The sequence below is a fragment of the Photorhabdus aballayi genome (assembly GCF_026153155.1).
Classification (GTDB): Bacteria; Pseudomonadota; Gammaproteobacteria; order Enterobacterales; family Enterobacteriaceae; genus Photorhabdus; species Photorhabdus luminescens.
Genome location: NZ_JAPFCD010000011.1, coordinates 89029 through 104750 on the forward strand (window position 1 = coordinate 89029; position 15722 = coordinate 104750).

18 protein-coding genes and 1 pseudogene are annotated in these 15722 nt (G+C 41.2%); 7 read left to right on the forward strand and 12 right to left on the reverse strand.

The window, feature by feature from the left end; translation table 11 throughout:
* Positions 1–25: 25 nt before the first annotated feature.
* The 5 genes and pseudogenes from cysS to OO184_RS08395 all read left to right on the forward strand — a co-directional run bounded on the left by cysS (position 26) and on the right by OO184_RS08395 (position 3247).
* On the forward strand, positions 26–1411 hold the full coding sequence (cysS, locus tag OO184_RS08375; protein WP_265378778.1) for a cysteine--tRNA ligase: 1386 nt from the start codon (positions 26–28) through the stop codon (positions 1409–1411).
* Positions 1412–1584: 173 nt separating this feature from the next.
* On the forward strand, positions 1585–1731 hold the full coding sequence (locus OO184_RS08380) for a hypothetical protein (RefSeq protein WP_265378818.1): 147 nt from the start codon (positions 1585–1587) through the stop codon (positions 1729–1731).
* Between the two features lie 260 nt (positions 1732–1991).
* Positions 1992–2063 (forward strand): annotated as a pseudogene (locus OO184_RS08385) (phosphoribulokinase); the annotation flags it as partial.
* 188 nt (positions 2064–2251) lie between these two features.
* Positions 2252–2668 carry a type II toxin-antitoxin system HicB family antitoxin gene (locus tag OO184_RS08390; RefSeq protein ID WP_049582513.1) on the forward strand — a complete coding sequence of 139 codons (417 nt, stop codon included), beginning with the start codon at positions 2252–2254 and terminating at the stop codon, positions 2666–2668.
* Between the two features lie 231 nt (positions 2669–2899).
* A complete protein-coding gene (locus OO184_RS08395) occupies positions 2900–3247 on the forward strand; it encodes a type II toxin-antitoxin system HicB family antitoxin (RefSeq protein ID WP_265378779.1) in 348 nt (115 codons plus the stop codon).
* A gap of 186 nt (positions 3248–3433) precedes the next feature.
* Here OO184_RS08395 and OO184_RS08400 read toward each other — a convergent pair whose 3' ends face one another.
* The 4 genes from OO184_RS08400 to OO184_RS08415 all read right to left on the reverse strand — a co-directional run bounded on the left by OO184_RS08400 (position 3434) and on the right by OO184_RS08415 (position 8886).
* The gene (locus OO184_RS08400; protein ID WP_265378780.1) at positions 3434–5287 is read right to left on the reverse strand and encodes a phage tail protein; all 1854 of its coding nucleotides are present in this window, start codon (positions 5285–5287) and stop codon (positions 3434–3436) included.
* 496 nt (positions 5288–5783) lie between these two features.
* The gene (locus OO184_RS08405) at positions 5784–6443 is read right to left on the reverse strand and encodes a CoA transferase subunit B (RefSeq protein ID WP_265378781.1); all 660 of its coding nucleotides are present in this window, start codon (positions 6441–6443) and stop codon (positions 5784–5786) included.
* On the reverse strand, positions 6443–7105 hold the full coding sequence (atoD, locus tag OO184_RS08410; protein ID WP_265378782.1) for an acetate CoA-transferase subunit alpha: 663 nt from the start codon (positions 7103–7105) through the stop codon (positions 6443–6445). The genes OO184_RS08405 and atoD overlap by 1 nt, the downstream gene beginning before the upstream one ends.
* Before the next feature lie 713 nt (positions 7106–7818).
* Entirely contained in the window at positions 7819–8886 is a 1068-nt protein-coding gene (locus OO184_RS08415) for a hypothetical protein (protein WP_265378783.1), read from the reverse strand.
* 876 nt (positions 8887–9762) lie between these two features.
* Between OO184_RS08415 and OO184_RS08420 the strand changes: the two genes are divergently transcribed.
* Positions 9763–10014: a hypothetical protein gene (locus OO184_RS08420; protein WP_265378784.1), complete on the forward strand. Its 252-nt coding sequence runs from the start codon at positions 9763–9765 to the stop codon at positions 10012–10014.
* A 467-nt stretch (positions 10015–10481) separates the two neighbouring features.
* A complete protein-coding gene (gene cspE / locus OO184_RS08425) occupies positions 10482–10697 on the forward strand; it encodes a transcription antiterminator/RNA stability regulator CspE (protein WP_265378785.1) in 216 nt (71 codons plus the stop codon).
* Between the two features lie 237 nt (positions 10698–10934).
* On the opposite strand, the gene OO184_RS08430 is transcribed toward cspE, so the two are convergent.
* From OO184_RS08430 to OO184_RS08465, 8 genes are all read right to left on the reverse strand, one after another.
* The gene (locus OO184_RS08430) at positions 10935–11327 is read right to left on the reverse strand and encodes a CesT family type III secretion system chaperone (protein ID WP_265378786.1); all 393 of its coding nucleotides are present in this window, start codon (positions 11325–11327) and stop codon (positions 10935–10937) included.
* Positions 11324–12259 (reverse strand): YopT-type cysteine protease domain-containing protein, encoded by a 936-nt coding sequence (locus tag OO184_RS08435; protein ID WP_265378787.1) that lies wholly within the window; start codon positions 12257–12259, stop codon positions 11324–11326. Before OO184_RS08435 ends, OO184_RS08430 begins: the two co-directional genes overlap by 4 nt.
* Positions 12260–12428: 169 nt before the next feature.
* Positions 12429–13046, reverse strand: a complete 618-nt coding sequence (locus tag OO184_RS08440) for an HrpE/YscL family type III secretion apparatus protein (protein ID WP_265378788.1) — start codon at positions 13044–13046, stop codon at positions 12429–12431.
* Entirely contained in the window at positions 13025–13651 is a 627-nt protein-coding gene (locus OO184_RS08445; protein WP_265378789.1) for a Yop proteins translocation protein K, read from the reverse strand. Before OO184_RS08445 ends, OO184_RS08440 begins: the two co-directional genes overlap by 22 nt.
* A complete protein-coding gene (sctJ, locus tag OO184_RS08450) occupies positions 13651–14388 on the reverse strand; it encodes a type III secretion system inner membrane ring lipoprotein SctJ (RefSeq protein WP_376712544.1) in 738 nt (245 codons plus the stop codon). The genes OO184_RS08445 and sctJ overlap by 1 nt, the downstream gene beginning before the upstream one ends.
* A gap of 6 nt (positions 14389–14394) precedes the next feature.
* Positions 14395–14733 (reverse strand): type III secretion system inner rod subunit SctI, encoded by a 339-nt coding sequence (gene sctI, locus OO184_RS08455; protein WP_265378790.1) that lies wholly within the window; start codon positions 14731–14733, stop codon positions 14395–14397.
* A gap of 75 nt (positions 14734–14808) precedes the next feature.
* Positions 14809–15375: a YopR family T3SS polymerization control protein gene (locus OO184_RS08460; RefSeq protein WP_265378791.1), complete on the reverse strand. Its 567-nt coding sequence runs from the start codon at positions 15373–15375 to the stop codon at positions 14809–14811.
* Entirely contained in the window at positions 15368–15721 is a 354-nt protein-coding gene (locus OO184_RS08465; RefSeq protein WP_265378792.1) for a YscG family type III secretion system chaperone, read from the reverse strand. Before OO184_RS08465 ends, OO184_RS08460 begins: the two co-directional genes overlap by 8 nt.
* Between the last annotated feature and the right edge of the window lies 1 nt (position 15722).

Here is a 15722-nt window from a genome sequence, read left to right on the forward strand (position 1 = left end):
TACAGTGAATTTACGGAAAATCTCGATGCTAAAAATTTTCAATACCCTCAGCCGTCAGAAAGAAGAATTTAAGCCAATCCATCCAGGGAAAGTGGGGATGTACGTGTGTGGTATCACAATTTATGACCTGTGTCATATTGGTCACGGCAGAACCTTTGTTTCTTTTGATGTGGTTGCTCGTTATCTACGATATCTGGGATACGATTTAACTTATGTACGTAATGTGACCGATGTTGATGACAAAATTATCAAGCGGGCGGCGGAAAACCGTGAAAGTTGTGATGATCTGACCGGTCGTATGCTGGCGGAAATGTACAAAGATTTTGACGCGCTGAATATTTTACGCCCTGATTTGGAACCGCGTGCGACTCGTCATATTCCAGAAATTATTGAACTGACCGAATCGTTAATAGAACGTGGTCACGCCTATGTTGCAGATAATGGCGATGTCATGTTTTCCGTCGAAAGTGATCAGGATTACGGATTGCTTTCCCGTCAGGATCTCAGCCAGTTACAAGCAGGGGCGCGAGTGGAAGTGGCTGATGTCAAGCGTAACCCGATGGATTTCGTGTTGTGGAAAATGTCCAAGCCTGGGGAACCAAGCTGGGAATCGCCGTGGGGAGCGGGCCGTCCAGGTTGGCATATTGAATGTTCCGCCATGAACAGTAAACAGCTAGGTAATCATTTTGATATTCATGGTGGTGGTGCTGATCTGATGTTTCCGCATCATGAAAACGAAATTGCGCAATCTACGTGTGCCCATGATGGCCCGTATGTGAATTACTGGATGCATTCAGGGATGGTAATGGTAGATAAAGAGAAGATGTCCAAATCGCTGAACAACTTCTTTACTATCCGTGACGTATTGGAATATTACGATGCCGAGACAGTGCGCTATTTCTTGCTGTCAGGTCATTACCGCAGTCAACTTAACTATACAGAAGATAACCTAAAACAGGCTCGTACCGCGCTTGAACGATTTTATACTGCTCTGCGAGGTACAGAGGCTTCTGTACAGCCGGCCGGTGGTGAAGTATTTGAGGCGCGTTTTATTGAAGCAATGAATGATGATTTCAATACGCCGGAAGCTTATTCGGTACTATTTGATATGGCACGTGAAATCAACCGTCTGAAAGCAGAAGATATTGACGCAGCGAATGGCTTAGCGGCTGAATTACGCAAGTTGGCAGGTATTTTAGGTTTGTTGCAACAAGAGCCGGAACAATTCTTGCACCGTGGTGCTCAGGCTGATGGTGAAGAGATTGCTAAAATTGAAGCACTGATTAAGCAGCGTAATGATGCCCGTAAAAATAAAGATTGGGCGCTGGCAGATTCTGCTCGTAATCAGTTAAATGAGATGGGTATTGAATTGGAAGATGGCCCGCAAGGGACAAGCTGGCGTCGTAAGTAAGCCTGATAGAGTACAACTGCCTTGATAATTAAGGCTTCCTTCTTGGGGAACCTCAGATTGATGACAAAGGTCTAGCCATTTAAGTGGGATTCGCAGATTATTGACAAAGTGCTGGTTTTTTATCCGGCACTTTGTTTTAATGAAGTTCCGTTCACCAGACGGAGCTTGCCGCTATGTTAAGAACACCGTCTCCCCAAACTTTCCCGCCAGAAACCCTCTCGCTTGACGAGCTGATCCCCAAAAACCATCCAGTAACGGCTCAATGCCGTTGCTGTCCGATAGTGAACAAAAAATCCTCAAGCATTACGACTTTTGAATAAGAATTCAACTAATAGTTAGTTATTTGATAAGTCGTTCTCTTCTTCAAGTTGTTCAATTCCATCAAATCTAACTGAACGGAAAATAACTCTAGCTGTAGCTACTTGCATTTAAACATCGTCATACTTGCAATCCATCTCCTTATACTCACTTTAAGTGGCAATGAAATTATCGTCATGTATCCCTACCGTCTCATTTCAGTACCCCCTAAATGCCATCCTTAAACACCCTTAGATGTTTCATTTAGGTTATCTTTATTCCTATGGCCAGGCAAATTAATGATCTCAAATCGACGTTAACACGTCATGGTTATCGGTTGAAAAACATGGTCGAATAGTTTAATACCAAATCGGCTGAGACTCAGACACTGTTTAATAACCAACTAAAACTTTCCTGTGCTACATCTAATCGTGCTCTAATTTAAATAGGGTTATTGAGGTTATTTTTTATTGACAGTTGGAGTTATTGGGGTTATTTTAATTGCCAAGTTAAACAGATGGAGTTGTATTGGAGGAGTATAACGTGTTATATCCTATTGCGATTGAAATTGGTGATGAGAACTGCGCTTATGGCGTGGTTGTGCCCGATATATCAGGTTGTTTCTCGGCGGGTGATTCAATGGAGGATGCAATAAAAAACTCCAAGGAAGCTATCACTGGGCATTTAGAGTTATTGGCCGAAATGAACCAATTACCCCCTGACTCAAAGCCATTGGATTACTGGATCAAAGATGAAGAATACGCAGGGTGGGCATGGGCTGTAATTGACATTGATGTTGAACCATATTTAGGTAAATCGACAAAATTCAACGTCACTCTGCCTGATTTGTTATCAAAGAAAATCGATGATCAAGTTAAAGCAAGCCCAAACTTGTACAAGAATCGTAGCCACTTTTTGCAAGTGGCTGCTTTGCATGAATTGCAAAACGGTATTCAGTAATAATAATTATGATTGATCAGCCTCATATTTTTAAGGAGTTTTGTCAGCGGTCTGAGAATCCCACTTTTTAAGTGGGATTCTCAGCAATCTGGGGGGCGCTAACGCCCCTTTTTATTGCACAAGGAACTTGACTTATTTGATATTTGTAACTACTGCTAGTTACCTTCTTGTGAAGAAGGACGAGTACATGAGCAAAGCGGAGAAACAGACTTTAAAAGAAGTGGGGTTGATATGAAATATTTAAAATATAAAGGTTATTTAGGTACAATTGAATTTGACCTGGAAAACAATACCCTTTTTGGTAAATTGGAATATATCCGCGATTTAGTGACTTATGAAGCAAAAACAATTGCAGAATTGGAAAATGAATTTAAAGTCTCAATTGATTTGTATTTGCAAGACTGCAAGGAATTAAATAAAAATCCTGATGTGCCATATAAAGGGGTTTTTAATGTTAGAGTTAATCCAGAATTGCATAGAAAAATTGCAGAACTAGCACTTGAAGAAGATGTGACGATTAATGCTTTCGTGAATCAAGCGCTAGAAAATGAAGTCAGTAAACATCATGTAGGGTCTTAATAGCTTCTCGGATTAATGATAAAAGTCTAACCATTGGGCCAGGTCTTTGATCTAACTGGAAAATGGATACCTCGATATACTAAAAGACCCCACACTACAACAATACGATTGACATCAACAGAACCCCACTTTTTGAATGGGGTTCGTCAGCAATCTGGGTCTCCCTTTTAGGGAGACTGATCCTAATTACATTTCAGGTAGTTGCACACGAATATTAATAACTCTTCCGTCTGGAATATCGCAGGGTTCAGCATCGTTGTAATAAATGACTTCCCCTGTTGCAGTTACACTTCTTACGCGTTTATTTTGAGCAAATTCTGGAGCGTCTTTATTTTGACGATGGTAACATTCGATTGTTATATCGCCGCTGGCTGTGTCTACCGATTCACGAATCCAAATCAGATTTAACCCGTTGCTGTCCGCCGGGATGATAGTTCCACCGTGAATTCCCCACGCACCATCTTTGGCAAAACCGTTGCAGCCGCTGATACGATATTTCCCTGTATCTACGCGCTTAACAGTCACACCCTCAGCTTCGCTGGTTAACTCGTAAGTTCCGTCTGGATGAATATCGACAACTGGGCTGGATACTCTGAGAATGCCGTTAGCATCGGAACGGGCGTTTTTATCTGTCCAAAGTCGGCTAACTTTTGTATTTCCACCTCCATCATTTCCGTGGATGAAGCTGATGCCGCCCGCATTGTCATAATTTGCGACAAATCCTGCCCATATGTCATGCATTCGTGTTATATAGCCGCCCGACCACGGATATCCAATGCCTCCATGATTCCCTGCAAATCTGAATGCATGACCACCCTGAGGCAATGATTTTATCCATGAGGTAAGATCACTGAGATTCGTTTGATCAATATACTTTGGTTGGATAAATTCAGATCCCTCGGATTTTGCATATGCCCCAATATCCGCCGCCGTTGGTTTATTTTTTGTTGTATAAATATTAGTCCAATCTTCCTCAAAACCATAATTATCACGGGCAGAGCGATAAGCAATCCCGCCATTTTTGTACAGCACTTTCAACTGAAAAGCTGGGCAGCTTCCAGTTCCGTTATTGAAATGAGCAATATGAGCAGAATCTATTCCAGGGTTCAGTAAATCATATAGCCCAGTGTTTGCGTTCCAGGGGACTGGATTATTAACATTGTATCTTTCTGTTAATCCGAGCTTAACTGCCCCAATATCCGCCGCAGTCGGTTTGTTTTTTGTTGTATAAATATCAGTCCAATCTTCCTCAAAGCCATAATTATCACGGGCAGAGCGATAAGCAATCCCTCGGTTTTTGTACAGTACTTTCAACTGAAAAGCAGGGCAACTTCCAGTTCCGTTATTGAAATGAGCAATATGAGCAGAATCTATTCCAGGGTTCAGCAAATCATATAACCCGGTGTTTACGTTCCAGGGGACTGGATTACTAACAGTGTATCTTTCTGTTAATCCGAGCTTAAATGCCCCCACATCCCCGGCATTCAGACTGATATCCCCGGTTAACGCTTTCCCATTAATTTTTCTACTATTCGGTACCGCATTTTTAGCTAAGTTGATGGTTTCTGTTAAGCCAAGGTTTTTTACAAACGCGTTTTTATCAAGAATGTCTGCGCCATTTTGGTTTTTTGCTAATCTGTTGTTAGCATTATCATTTACATCAGAAACAAGTTTTTGAGTTACTGCAAGTGCATTGCTGTTGCCTGTTTTATCTGTGAGTTGAACTATTCCTTTCTGGGTTAGTGAAGCACTTGGGACTTCTGTCGTGATCTTTTTTTCTAAGGCTTTATTTAATTGGGTGGTGAGTTTTGCTATATCCCCATCATCCAGAACATCATCGCCATATTGTGTAACGATAAAATTAGCTATTGCAGATGATATTGCTGAAGATTGACGTAATACCTTATTGAGTAAATGAGTGGTGATATTTTCTGATGGAAATCCAGTCTTTAAAGCCGGGCTTGCTTCATACCCTTCTTGGCTGACTACGTTAGCATTATTACTAATGGAAAAAGCTTTAAAATCATTCTTGGGACTCATATACTTTCCTCAAATTAAATAATACTATTTTATAATTAACATATTGAATTATTGTGAAAATAATTCCCGGCAATTCACATCGATCATAGTCTAGTTAGGAACGAGAATAATGGAATATTCTTATATCTTATAGGGTTAATTATTTTTGTATGGTTGCTAGTAATAAATAATTAAAAATTTTGTCACCAGAAATATATCCAATAATATCGAGTGCTTAGATGAGTCTATTCCTTGAGCATAAGGTGAAATGCATTAATAAAATAAAAAATTAATTTGTATGTAGTTATATGGTTAGCAAGAAACGATATAAGCTATTATAAACTACGTAGTTGCATGAAAATGCCTATATCAAACTGGCAGATGTGAATAAGAACTTGGTTTATTTACTATTATTCGACTCTTTGCTATTTATAATCCGGCTAGTGAACATTCACGCGTAGCAGCAATTGGTGAGGTGATAAAATGGCGCCGATAAAACCAGTCAGGATATCGCTAATCATACATTATTCTTCGGTACAGGCATGATTTTGAAATCATGTGCGATACTAAATTCTGCTGCGGTTTTTTCCCGTAGAGTCTCTAATGTGACATTTGGTGCATGTTCTTTCAGGATTAACTGGCCCTGTTCAAAGTAAAAGACACCTAATTCAGTAACAATCATGCTGACTTTATTGATGGCGGTAAGTGGCAGAGTACATTGCTTGAGGATTTTTGCTGAACCGTCTTTGGTGCAATGTTCCATTGCAATGATGACCTTGCGGGCGCCAGTGACAAGATCCATTGCTCCTCCCATACCAAGGACCATTTTCCCCGGTATCATCCAACTGGCTAGGTTGGCGTGCTGGTCAACTTGCAAACCACCCAGAACACAGGTATCTATGTGACCACCTCGGATCAGGGAAAAAGAGAGGGCACTGTCAAATATGGCGGCGCCGGGCAGGATACCGCAGGGTTTTCCGCCAGCATTGACCAGATTGGGATGTACTTCTGTAATGGGACCAAGGCCTAGAATGCCGTTTTCTGACTGGAGAGTAATATGAATGTTATCCGGTAGATAATTAGGGACTTGCGTGGGAATGCCGATGCCGAGATTAACAACATCGCCATCTTGTAATTCACGTGCAACACGGTAGGCAATAAGTTGTTTGGCGTTCATTATGAGTTTCCTTCTGGATAAATGATGTAGTCGATCAATGCGCCAGGTGTCATAACGCAATCCGGTGTGATTTCACCTACTTCAACCAGTTCATCCGGCTCGGCAAGTGTAATATCCGCCGCCAGAGCGATTACTGGGTTAAAATTCCGGGCAGTGAGTTGGTAGGTGAGGTTGCCATAATGATCGGCAAGATGAGCCTGAATTAGCGCCAAATCAGCACGTAAGGGGAGTTCTAACAAATAGTCTGTTCCATTGACGGTTATTTTTTGTTTTCCGTTTTCTACAATAGTACCCACTCCGGTGGGGGTTAGAAATCCGCCCAGACCGGCTCCGCCGCAGCGAATACGTTCGATCAACGTACCTAAAGGAACCAGTTCTACTTCTATTTCTCCAGCAAGCATTTTGCGTCCGGTTTCTGGATTAGTGCCAATATGTGAGGTGATGACTTTTTTCACTCGGTTATTAACCACAAGAGGGCCAATGCCAACGTCAACATCTGCGGTATCGTTAGCAATGATTGTCAAATCTTTGACGCCGGAGTTCAGCAATGTGGTGATTAAGCGGGGAGGTGTGCCTACGCCCATAAAACCGCCTACCATGATAGTCATCCCATCATAAAAATGCGCTATAGCTTGTTGTGTGCTAATGAGTTTATTTTTCATATTAATTCCCTATATATGATATATGGATATATACCCGTTATCTTTCAAGTTGCTTCTTTGTTGGCTGCACTCACTCACCCCGGTCACATCGTTATCTATGCTCCCGGGAATTCGCTCCCTTGCCGTCGCGATGCATCTTGAAATCCATTGGGTATAGGCACTTATCTTTAAGTTTAGCAATAGATATGCCAACTACGTAATTTAAATAAGGAGATTTTATAATTAACTGAAATTTAATTAATTCTACTTATCTGGTCGAGACAAGTGTATGCAGGTTTATACGAGCAATAAATAAGAGGTGTGCACGTATAGAAATTGAAGTTTGTATTATTACTCATGAGATTATTTTTCTCCTTTATTGATAAATAAATGAGTTATAATTTTTGCCGTTATAATAGCAATCGAAAGTAAAAAACTAGCCAAAAATATTTAATCGTGTATTAATGGCATATAAAAACCATTGTCTGAAAATGATAAAGATAGAGGGCATAGAAACTAGATCCTAAGTGATAACAGGTACTATGTAACAGAAACCGCAATAATTGGGAGTATAGAAAGCGTTGCCGAATGGGGGCAAGGGGGAAAATGGGTAAGTGTGAGGGGCTTCTAATAGGTTTGGTTCACTTTAGCCTTATAGGTGTATGGTGCAGGGATGAATTGTTAATATCGAGAGGCACGGCATTGTATTTAACGCTGTGCCTTGAATCTATTTGCTAAGGTAATTGTAGGTTAGGATTTCTAAGAGAGATAGTTATCGTTCCGACCTGTTTACTACCGTTGCGGATATCTTTTCCATAACTAAAATCAAAATATTTCATCTGGTCTCCTGTTTCTACTACCTTTCCGTTAATAGCTATAAAATTTTTACGGAGCATGATATTAAGGCCATAGGCATTAGCATCTTTTGGTGCAACATCAATGACAACTTTTCCTGTATTTTCTTCTCCTTCGGCCATGAAGTTGAATACACCTTTAGGGTAATCTTCTCTGTGAATATCTAATGGAAAGTGGATACCATCCAGAGAATTGAGATTTAATAAAGTCGCTCCGGCTTTTAGGGTGAAGTTTGTGTCGAATAAAGGGCAGCCTTTTTCATCTAAATCAGTTCTTATATTTAATACTTGAGAGCTTATTAACATCTGTGCATTGTCTTGTAAGATAATATTGCTACCATCGATGATGTTAACATGGTGACTTGTAAGACTAGTTTGAGAGGATTCGGTGATAGAAAAATGACAACTGAGTGAAATAATACTTTCTATCTTTTCTACAGTCTCTATAGTAAGCCGGCTTTTTCCTGACATAGCCACTGTTGACTCTTCTAATGTTGGTATTGCTGTATTTATCGGGCCACTAATTCTTACAATGCTTGAGTTTTTTATTGAAAAACTACTTGAGTTTTGTAATTTTATTCTATACGTATTGAATATTTCAGAATTAAGATAAAAATTAACAGGTTTTCCTTCACTTCCTAATATTATAAGATTTCCTGAGGATATGTTTATTGTTTTGCCTAAAGTTATATCTGTATTTTCTGCCTTATGTACTGCCTCATATCCCTCTTTAAACTCAATTGGTGACCTGGGCCAATGAATATCGTTTACTTCAATGCTATTTTTGTTATCAGTATCTAACAATATTAACGTATTTTCTCCAGCATCCATTTTGAAGGTGAAACCAATATTTTTATCGAAAGAGCTTGATGGAGTAATAGTTTGACTGCCATGTTGATGACCGTATGATTGATCTTCATCAGAGATCCAGATAAATTTTTCGCTCATTAATTTTACCCTTGTCTGAGTTAATGTTATTTCATAATTAAATATAGATTAATATAAATATAGTTCAAAATAAGTGAGTTTCAAGGTATTGAATGAATTTATTGTATATTTTTTTAATTTCTTATTTCTGGAAATAAATTAAATCACAGTGCATAGATCAATTCCGTTTGCCGTTAATAAGATTACCTGAAAATATATTTTATTGTAATTCAGTTACTGTTTAATGCTGAAATTAATTATTAATATTCTTCCATCTTTTTCCTGGATAATCTCTTCAATAGTTTCTTTGCCATTAGGATTATCATATTACGGATAAATAACCTGTAATCACTTAATGCTCGTGGCTATATTGAGATATTTATCTAGTTTTACAGTAAGATCATAGATGGAACTTTCTCTATATTGTAATAATATTTCTCTTCATCAGTATTATCATCGTGTTTTGTACCATTTTAAGGATGTAAATATTATAATTGATTGATTTAAAATTAAATTATATTTTGGTTTGTTAGGAATTTATCCACTTGTTCTATCTAATTAATAAATTCTAAGTTAATGAGAGTTTATATTTAACTCATTAGAATCTTACAGGGTAAATAATATCATTCTAATGATAACCATTTGAAATCAATATATGGTTTTTTTTCATCTTATATTCCAATTGACTGTAATCATATGGGGAATGGACTACTTTTTTAATGTGGATATATGAAATTCTCCGATTCACTAAAGAATATTGATTATATGATCTTATTCAGAAATTAAATATTCTTTAAGAAGAACATTAACATACCTAAAATAGCTATGAAAATTAATTTCAATTAGCCAATGCCATTATTACGATCATTGAATGGATATATAAATATGAAGAAATTTATGTTAGGAACAGTACTTCTCGGGATTGCGTCTGTCGCAAACGCAGGCAGTGGAGACGATAAGTCTATTGAACTAACTGATCAAGAGTGTATGGCTCAATCGAATATGTCTAGCGCTTTCCAGTTTTGTGATGTATTCATTTGGAAAATCGGAGATAGTCATTGCGCTATTACAGCACAATGTCGTGCTGTTAGTAGACAGGTGATCGTCGTACTCAGTTTTTCCCATATTCTGAGGTATCACAGCTCATAAACTGCAATGGTTATTTAAAGACTGATGGATGTTAACTTTGTTTTCATGAACCTCAGGCCGCGGATTGTAGCTTGACTAGAGAGTTAGAGGAAAATTGTAAATTCAAATCAGTGCCGTAGTCTCGGTAAATAGGGCTTGTAGATAAAAACTTTTTATAATTTAGTTAGTTATGGCTATGGTAAAACTATGCAATATGAACAAGGCAGCAATTTAGGAAAAGGTAAACACCAAATAGAAAAAAATAAATGAAATTAAAATTTGCCAATAACCAATCAATGTGATTTAATAGCGCCACTGGTTTGGAAGTACAGACCTATTTATGAAAAGAAAGTTAAAGCAGTTCACCATTTAGCGTTATCCCCGATACCACTTCATTGCGAATTCCTTCTAATTAGTACCCATAAGTAAAACTGAAAAACAGACCTCATAACGCCTTATGGCAACTTAATAAATTAAAGGAAAATTCTATGTCTAATGCAATGACTGGCTCAGTAAAATGGTTTAATAACGATAAAGGTTTTGGCTTTATTTCTCCAAAAGATGGCAGCAAAGATGTTTTTGTTCATTACTCTGCAATTCAGAGTAATAATTTTAAAACATTGGAAGAAGGTCAGGAAGTTTCATTCTCTGTTGAGAATGGCGCTAAAGGCCCATCCGCAGTAAATGTTATCGTATTATCTTAATTTAACTGCTTAAATCTATTAGCGACTTTACGATAGCGATGAAGATAATATTCTGAGTAGTTAAAGTTGTTAATAAGTAAAAACCCGCTTAGTTGCGGGTTTTTTGCATGGTGACAGAGTAGTATTTTATTTGATTCTCCATTTGGTTTATTTAACTTTTACCTTGCAGTTTAGAGAGGAACCAAATATTGAAGTTCCCATTGAACTTATATCCCGGTAGTGGCTTGTATTTAGCGATCAAACCCGCATCAAGGAAGGCGGCAGATTTTTAGGCTGTTGGGTTGTGTTAGGTGTCAGGCGTTGTTCAATATCATCAATAAAGCGTTCTAACCAAGCTTGTAGTTCAGCTACGTCTACTTCGGTCAAGGGGCGTTGCGACCATAGAATGGCTTGTCCATCCAAATCTCCCTGAACATGTGCGGGCCAATGTTGTCCAAAAAGGTTGTTGGCATGACTGACTTCGGACCCTAATTCGCAGAACAACTGTAGCCAGTTGTCGTGATAACAGCCAATCAATACCTGAAAACGTCCATCGACTTCCAGAGTGTAGATATCATCGTCAGTAGGAGATGCAGGTACGCCAAGTTTAGAGAATAGCGTTTCTATAAGCTGGTGATAGTTGTGTGTCATTGTGTTTTAGGCTCGAAGTTGAAAACGTAGAAATTTTGACCTAGTCCGATTTCCTTGTTGTACATGGATTTGGACCAGAAATCTTGAGAGAACCAGTTGGAGAATGAGGTTTTGTCCGGGAAGTTGAACTCGCCGAAGTTAGGATCGAAGAAGGTAACACCTTTCTGGTCATCCACATAGGCGGCTACGGTATGCCCGGCCATTTGTCCTTCAAAGCTGATCTTCTTGTAGCCTGATCCCTTATCACCGGTATCCAGGATGGCGTTTAATAGATCTTTTGTACCTTTGCTGCCAGTTTCGCCGCTTACTTCAAGTGGACTTCGTGGTTGGATACCGTTCTCACGGAGCCAGGATTCGGTTATTTGGCTTTGCTCGGCATATGGATCTAGACCGTCCATCTGTAACTGCTTAATGGAAACCAGAGAATCGATATGAAACTGACCTTTTTGGCCGCCCACGTAGAGCTGATCGAAAACACTTTCACCCTTGGCATGAGCGCTTATCCAGTGAGCGGATATGGACTCACAAACCCCGCCGGAGGTGTCTTTATGTTTCATGATTTGGTCCAGAAAGGTGCCTTTGGTCTGGGCAAACTTGAAGGTGACTTCACCGCCGTGCTTACTCGCAGAATCTCGAACACTCCCTAACTTGGTGCTCACCGCGAAGTGGACGATTCTGTCCTTTATCATGCTGAACGAGAAGCGGCTCTCCTGATTTTTCTTTTCATTAGTGGTTAGTTGGCGATCGAGCATGGAGTGGCCCGGTAGATTGCGTTGAATCGTTGCTGAAAGGCGCTCTAACAACCCTGGTCTTGGCGAAGAGACTTTCAGAGGTTTACCCGACAATTCGCCTTGTTGTTGATTAACCGCTGTAGTATCGAGCTGTTGGGTAGGAAATATTCTTTGGTGATTAATACCTGAGATGGGGGACAATGGTCACTCCTTAAGTGGTTTCTTTTGAGATTATGCCAAGAGATGTACGCTTGGATATCAGATAGAGTGAATCATAATGTTTTGTCGAAATAGAGAATATTAATAACGGCAGAAGAAATTTTCACTTTCCGTCGAAAACCGGTTACCTCTTTGAAGTGTGATGGAATCATCAATTTTGCCATTGGTTATTGATGGCGGACATCAGCGCTTCTAATTGGCTATCCAAACTGGCATCAATGATCCCGACTTCCGTTTCTAAAATACAGCCCCCTTGATCGAGACGAGCATCGGCGGTGATCTCTAGATAGCCTATCTCAGGGAAGTCTTTGTGTACCCGTGATATCTGTTCGCGTACTGCTGCGGCCTGTTCAGGATTAACGCGCAAGATAACCTGTTTTTGGTTACTGACTAATGACAGGGCTTCACGGGCCACCTGTAAGGTAAGGGAAACTTGGTCATAATTCTTTAGGATTTTGCGCACAGCTTGCAAGACCACATTGCTCATCTGTTGCTCGACCTGCCGATAGTATTGCTGGCATTGCAACTGGGTTTGATGAATCAGGTTAGCTTGTTCTGTGCGGGCGGCATCAATACCTGCTTGCCAGCCTAGCTCTTTTTGTTGTTCATACACTGCCTGCGCGTCACGTTCAATTTCTTGTGCTTGCACCCGGGCGGCATCAAGCAGAGATTTGGCGCTAAGACAGGTCTGATAGTCCGCTTTACGCAGTATCTGGAGTTCAGGAGATAGTTGAAGATGCTCTGTTGTTATTTTAATAAATGGTAACATTCTGTGTTCACTTGTTTAGCCAATTTGAGACACAACGCTTGTGCCAATGGTCGTTCTGCCTGGCTGATAGGCCAGGCCGGAAGGTTTTCATGAGGGGGAAGCCGCAAATTCAGGCGCTTAGCGAAATCGATAGCAAGAGGTTCCATCGCCGTTAGCCAGAACTGTAAGGCACTGGTACGAAAATAGTTTGCATTGATTGCTGGTGGTAATGAGCGTTGCCAGCCAGTCGGCCAGTTGCCGATAATGATATCGAGATACTTTAAGCAGAAGCGATGTCCCTCTTTTCCTAGTGAATCGTGTAAGTGGCGAAGTTCTGTCGCCAACAGGCAATGGCGGATAGCTTGCCCGTGAAGTAAGGCTCCTAGCCAGGTAAGAAGTTGTTCTAAGCGCGATTGTTCTAACAGGGCGATATTTCCCAACCCGGTTGGTAATTCATAATCCACATTCAGATCGAATTGGGTTAGCAATAGCCCATTAAGCCTGGGAGAGTTCCGCCACCCAGGTAGGGAAGATAAAACTGCAAGCCATTCTGGTGATAGGCGGTCAGAATGAATATAGCTGGCAGGGCAAAACCGAAACTGATAGGGCGTTAATGCTGTTGCCATTATTGCATCCTGCTTCGGTGCCACAGGAATTGCGCCAGATTACTGACAAACAACAGGGCTAATAACAGCACCAACAGCCCGATCAGGCGCCCCTGTGATTCTTCAGTCACTTGGATAGAAAACAGCGTGGAGTAACGTGGCGCCAACGGTACCTGACGCACGCCCGCTGCGGGCACTAACACGACACTGATCCGGTCATAATTCAGACCTTCAATACTGTTATTAACCAGTTGCTTGATCTGGGGAATGTAAGTGTCGAGTTGCACGTCCGCTGCGTGTTTGATAAACACCGAAGAAGAGGCTGGCGATAGTTTTTTACCCAGTTTGTCTTGTTCTTCGGGTAAAACAACATGTACCCGTGCTACCAGCACGCCGTCGATCTCAGAAAGCGTTCGGGCAATCTCCTGTGCTTTGGCGAAGTTGAGCCGAGCCCGCTCTTCTATTGGCGAGGAGATAAGGCCGTCTTTGGGAAAGACATCTTGCAACGAAGAGAAGTTCTCCCGTGGATATCCTTTACGTTTGAGCACTTCAACAGCTTGCGCCACATCAGACTCTTCGACTAACAGCTTGATATTGCCATCTTTGTCTGGTTGCTTATCAGAGGAAATGCCCGCTTCCCTGAGCAAGGCTAACATTTCGTTGCCTTCTTTTTGGCTGACACCGGTGTAGAGTTCGATTTTACAGCCAGTTAGCATCAGGACAGCGAGCATAACGCAAATTATATAGTGTTTCTTCACAGCTCCTCACTGGGCTTTCATTAGGGTTTCAATGTTTTGATTGAGTCGTCCTACCGTTTTGGCAATCAGCTCTTCTTGCAGGGTGATTCGCATCAGAGACCACTGCATTTGCATCAGGCTGTTAGGATCGTTACTAGAGACGGCTAGCTGTGCTTCCAACTCTTGTTTAGCCTGAGTGAATTGTTGTCTGAGCTGACCCAATTCATTGATCAGATTGTTTTCAATCCCTTGATCTTGATTGGACATAGCATGTTCAAAACTTGCAATATTTTCGGCACTGGCCTGAGATGTGTTGAGTTCATCCAAGCTGGTTATCAGTGTCTCGCTTATCTGTGGTAGATCCATTGTTCCTCCGAATTTGAGGTGTGTTGAGTTTATTTAGGTTGTCTATCCTTGTCTTACGATGTTGTGGCTGGTCCATTATTCTTCCAAATCAGGTTTATGTGAGTATTGCATCATGTTCGTCACCATACCATTAAGGGGGATTAGCGTTTTTAACTCCCGATTGATAAGGTCAGTCAGGTACTCATGGCCAGGAATAGGCTTAATTTTGCCAAGTACCTCAAGAAGAACCGTTTGCTGTTGTTGACCGGTGGGGGCGAATTCACGAACAATTTTTTTAAGTTCTGGTAGATCCAGTGGTGGCTTGATGTTGCCTGTCAGGCCGCCAAACTGCGACCATAGGCGCTCTTGTACCGGGGCAATCAGCTTGGCCTCCAACTGAGCACGTTGGGACGGCTGTTTATCAGACGATAAAGCCTGATACCACTGCCATATCACTTTGCGCTGTGTCGCTGGATCGAAGTCGCCTAAAACGTTTTCCAGCGGTTCTCCCTGAAGCCAGCGTTGTTGGCGTTCTTTCAACATTTGCTGATCAGGCGCAGTTTTCAGTGCTTGTTCAAAGCTATGCTGATGCCCTGAACTGACCGAAGGCTGTACCGTTGGTTGCGACACGGTGTTATGGGACGGTCCTTCAATCCTAACCATGAGCCAGTTGTTCTCGCATGCCGTCAACAAAGGAGAGCAGTTGTGGATCGTCGCTGCCCGCCATTCGCGTCAGTCTCTGTTCTAGGGCTGATGCCAGACCCAGACGCCACTCACACAAAGCTAACCACGGCTCCAGACTGGGCCAGGGAAGATCCCGACCAAAATCCAGAGCCTGTTGATATTTTCCTTGGTTCGTCAAAGAAGAGAGTCGAATCAGGTTTGCTGCTTCTTGTCCTTCCTCGTTTGACATCAGCCAATCAGCAATAACATTGGCTTCGTCATGGCAGTGATGGCCGCTTCCAACCAGAGCGATATCTGCCAGTAGCCCTTTGAGTGAACGTGTCATG

Excerpts from the sequence above, each read along its gene's own strand:
- cysS (WP_265378778.1), top strand. The coding sequence starts at position 26 with ATGCTAAAAATTTTCAATACCCTCAGCCGTCAGAAAGAAGAATTTAAG.
- OO184_RS08380 (WP_265378818.1), top strand. The coding sequence starts at position 1,585 with ATGTTAAGAACACCGTCTCCCCAAACTTTCCCGCCAGAAACCCTCTCG.
- OO184_RS08395 (WP_265378779.1), top strand. The coding sequence starts at position 2,900 with ATGAAATATTTAAAATATAAAGGTTATTTAGGTACAATTGAATTTGAC.
- OO184_RS08400 (WP_265378780.1), bottom strand. The coding sequence starts at position 5,287 with ATGAGTCCCAAGAATGATTTTAAAGCTTTTTCCATTAGTAATAATGCT.
- OO184_RS08405 (WP_265378781.1), bottom strand. The coding sequence starts at position 6,443 with ATGAACGCCAAACAACTTATTGCCTACCGTGTTGCACGTGAATTACAA.
- atoD (WP_265378782.1), bottom strand. The coding sequence starts at position 7,105 with ATGAAAAATAAACTCATTAGCACACAACAAGCTATAGCGCATTTTTAT.
- OO184_RS08415 (WP_265378783.1), bottom strand. The coding sequence starts at position 8,886 with ATGAGCGAAAAATTTATCTGGATCTCTGATGAAGATCAATCATACGGT.
- OO184_RS08420 (WP_265378784.1), top strand. The coding sequence starts at position 9,763 with ATGTTAGGAACAGTACTTCTCGGGATTGCGTCTGTCGCAAACGCAGGC.
- cspE (WP_265378785.1), top strand. The coding sequence starts at position 10,482 with ATGTCTAATGCAATGACTGGCTCAGTAAAATGGTTTAATAACGATAAA.
- OO184_RS08430 (WP_265378786.1), bottom strand. The coding sequence starts at position 11,327 with ATGACACACAACTATCACCAGCTTATAGAAACGCTATTCTCTAAACTT.
- OO184_RS08440 (WP_265378788.1), bottom strand. The coding sequence starts at position 13,046 with ATGTTACCATTTATTAAAATAACAACAGAGCATCTTCAACTATCTCCT.
- OO184_RS08445 (WP_265378789.1), bottom strand. The coding sequence starts at position 13,651 with ATGGCAACAGCATTAACGCCCTATCAGTTTCGGTTTTGCCCTGCCAGC.
- sctI (WP_265378790.1), bottom strand. The coding sequence starts at position 14,733 with ATGGATCTACCACAGATAAGCGAGACACTGATAACCAGCTTGGATGAA.
- OO184_RS08460 (WP_265378791.1), bottom strand. The coding sequence starts at position 15,375 with ATGGTTAGGATTGAAGGACCGTCCCATAACACCGTGTCGCAACCAACG.
- OO184_RS08465 (WP_265378792.1), bottom strand. The coding sequence starts at position 15,721 with ATGACACGTTCACTCAAAGGGCTACTGGCAGATATCGCTCTGGTTGGA.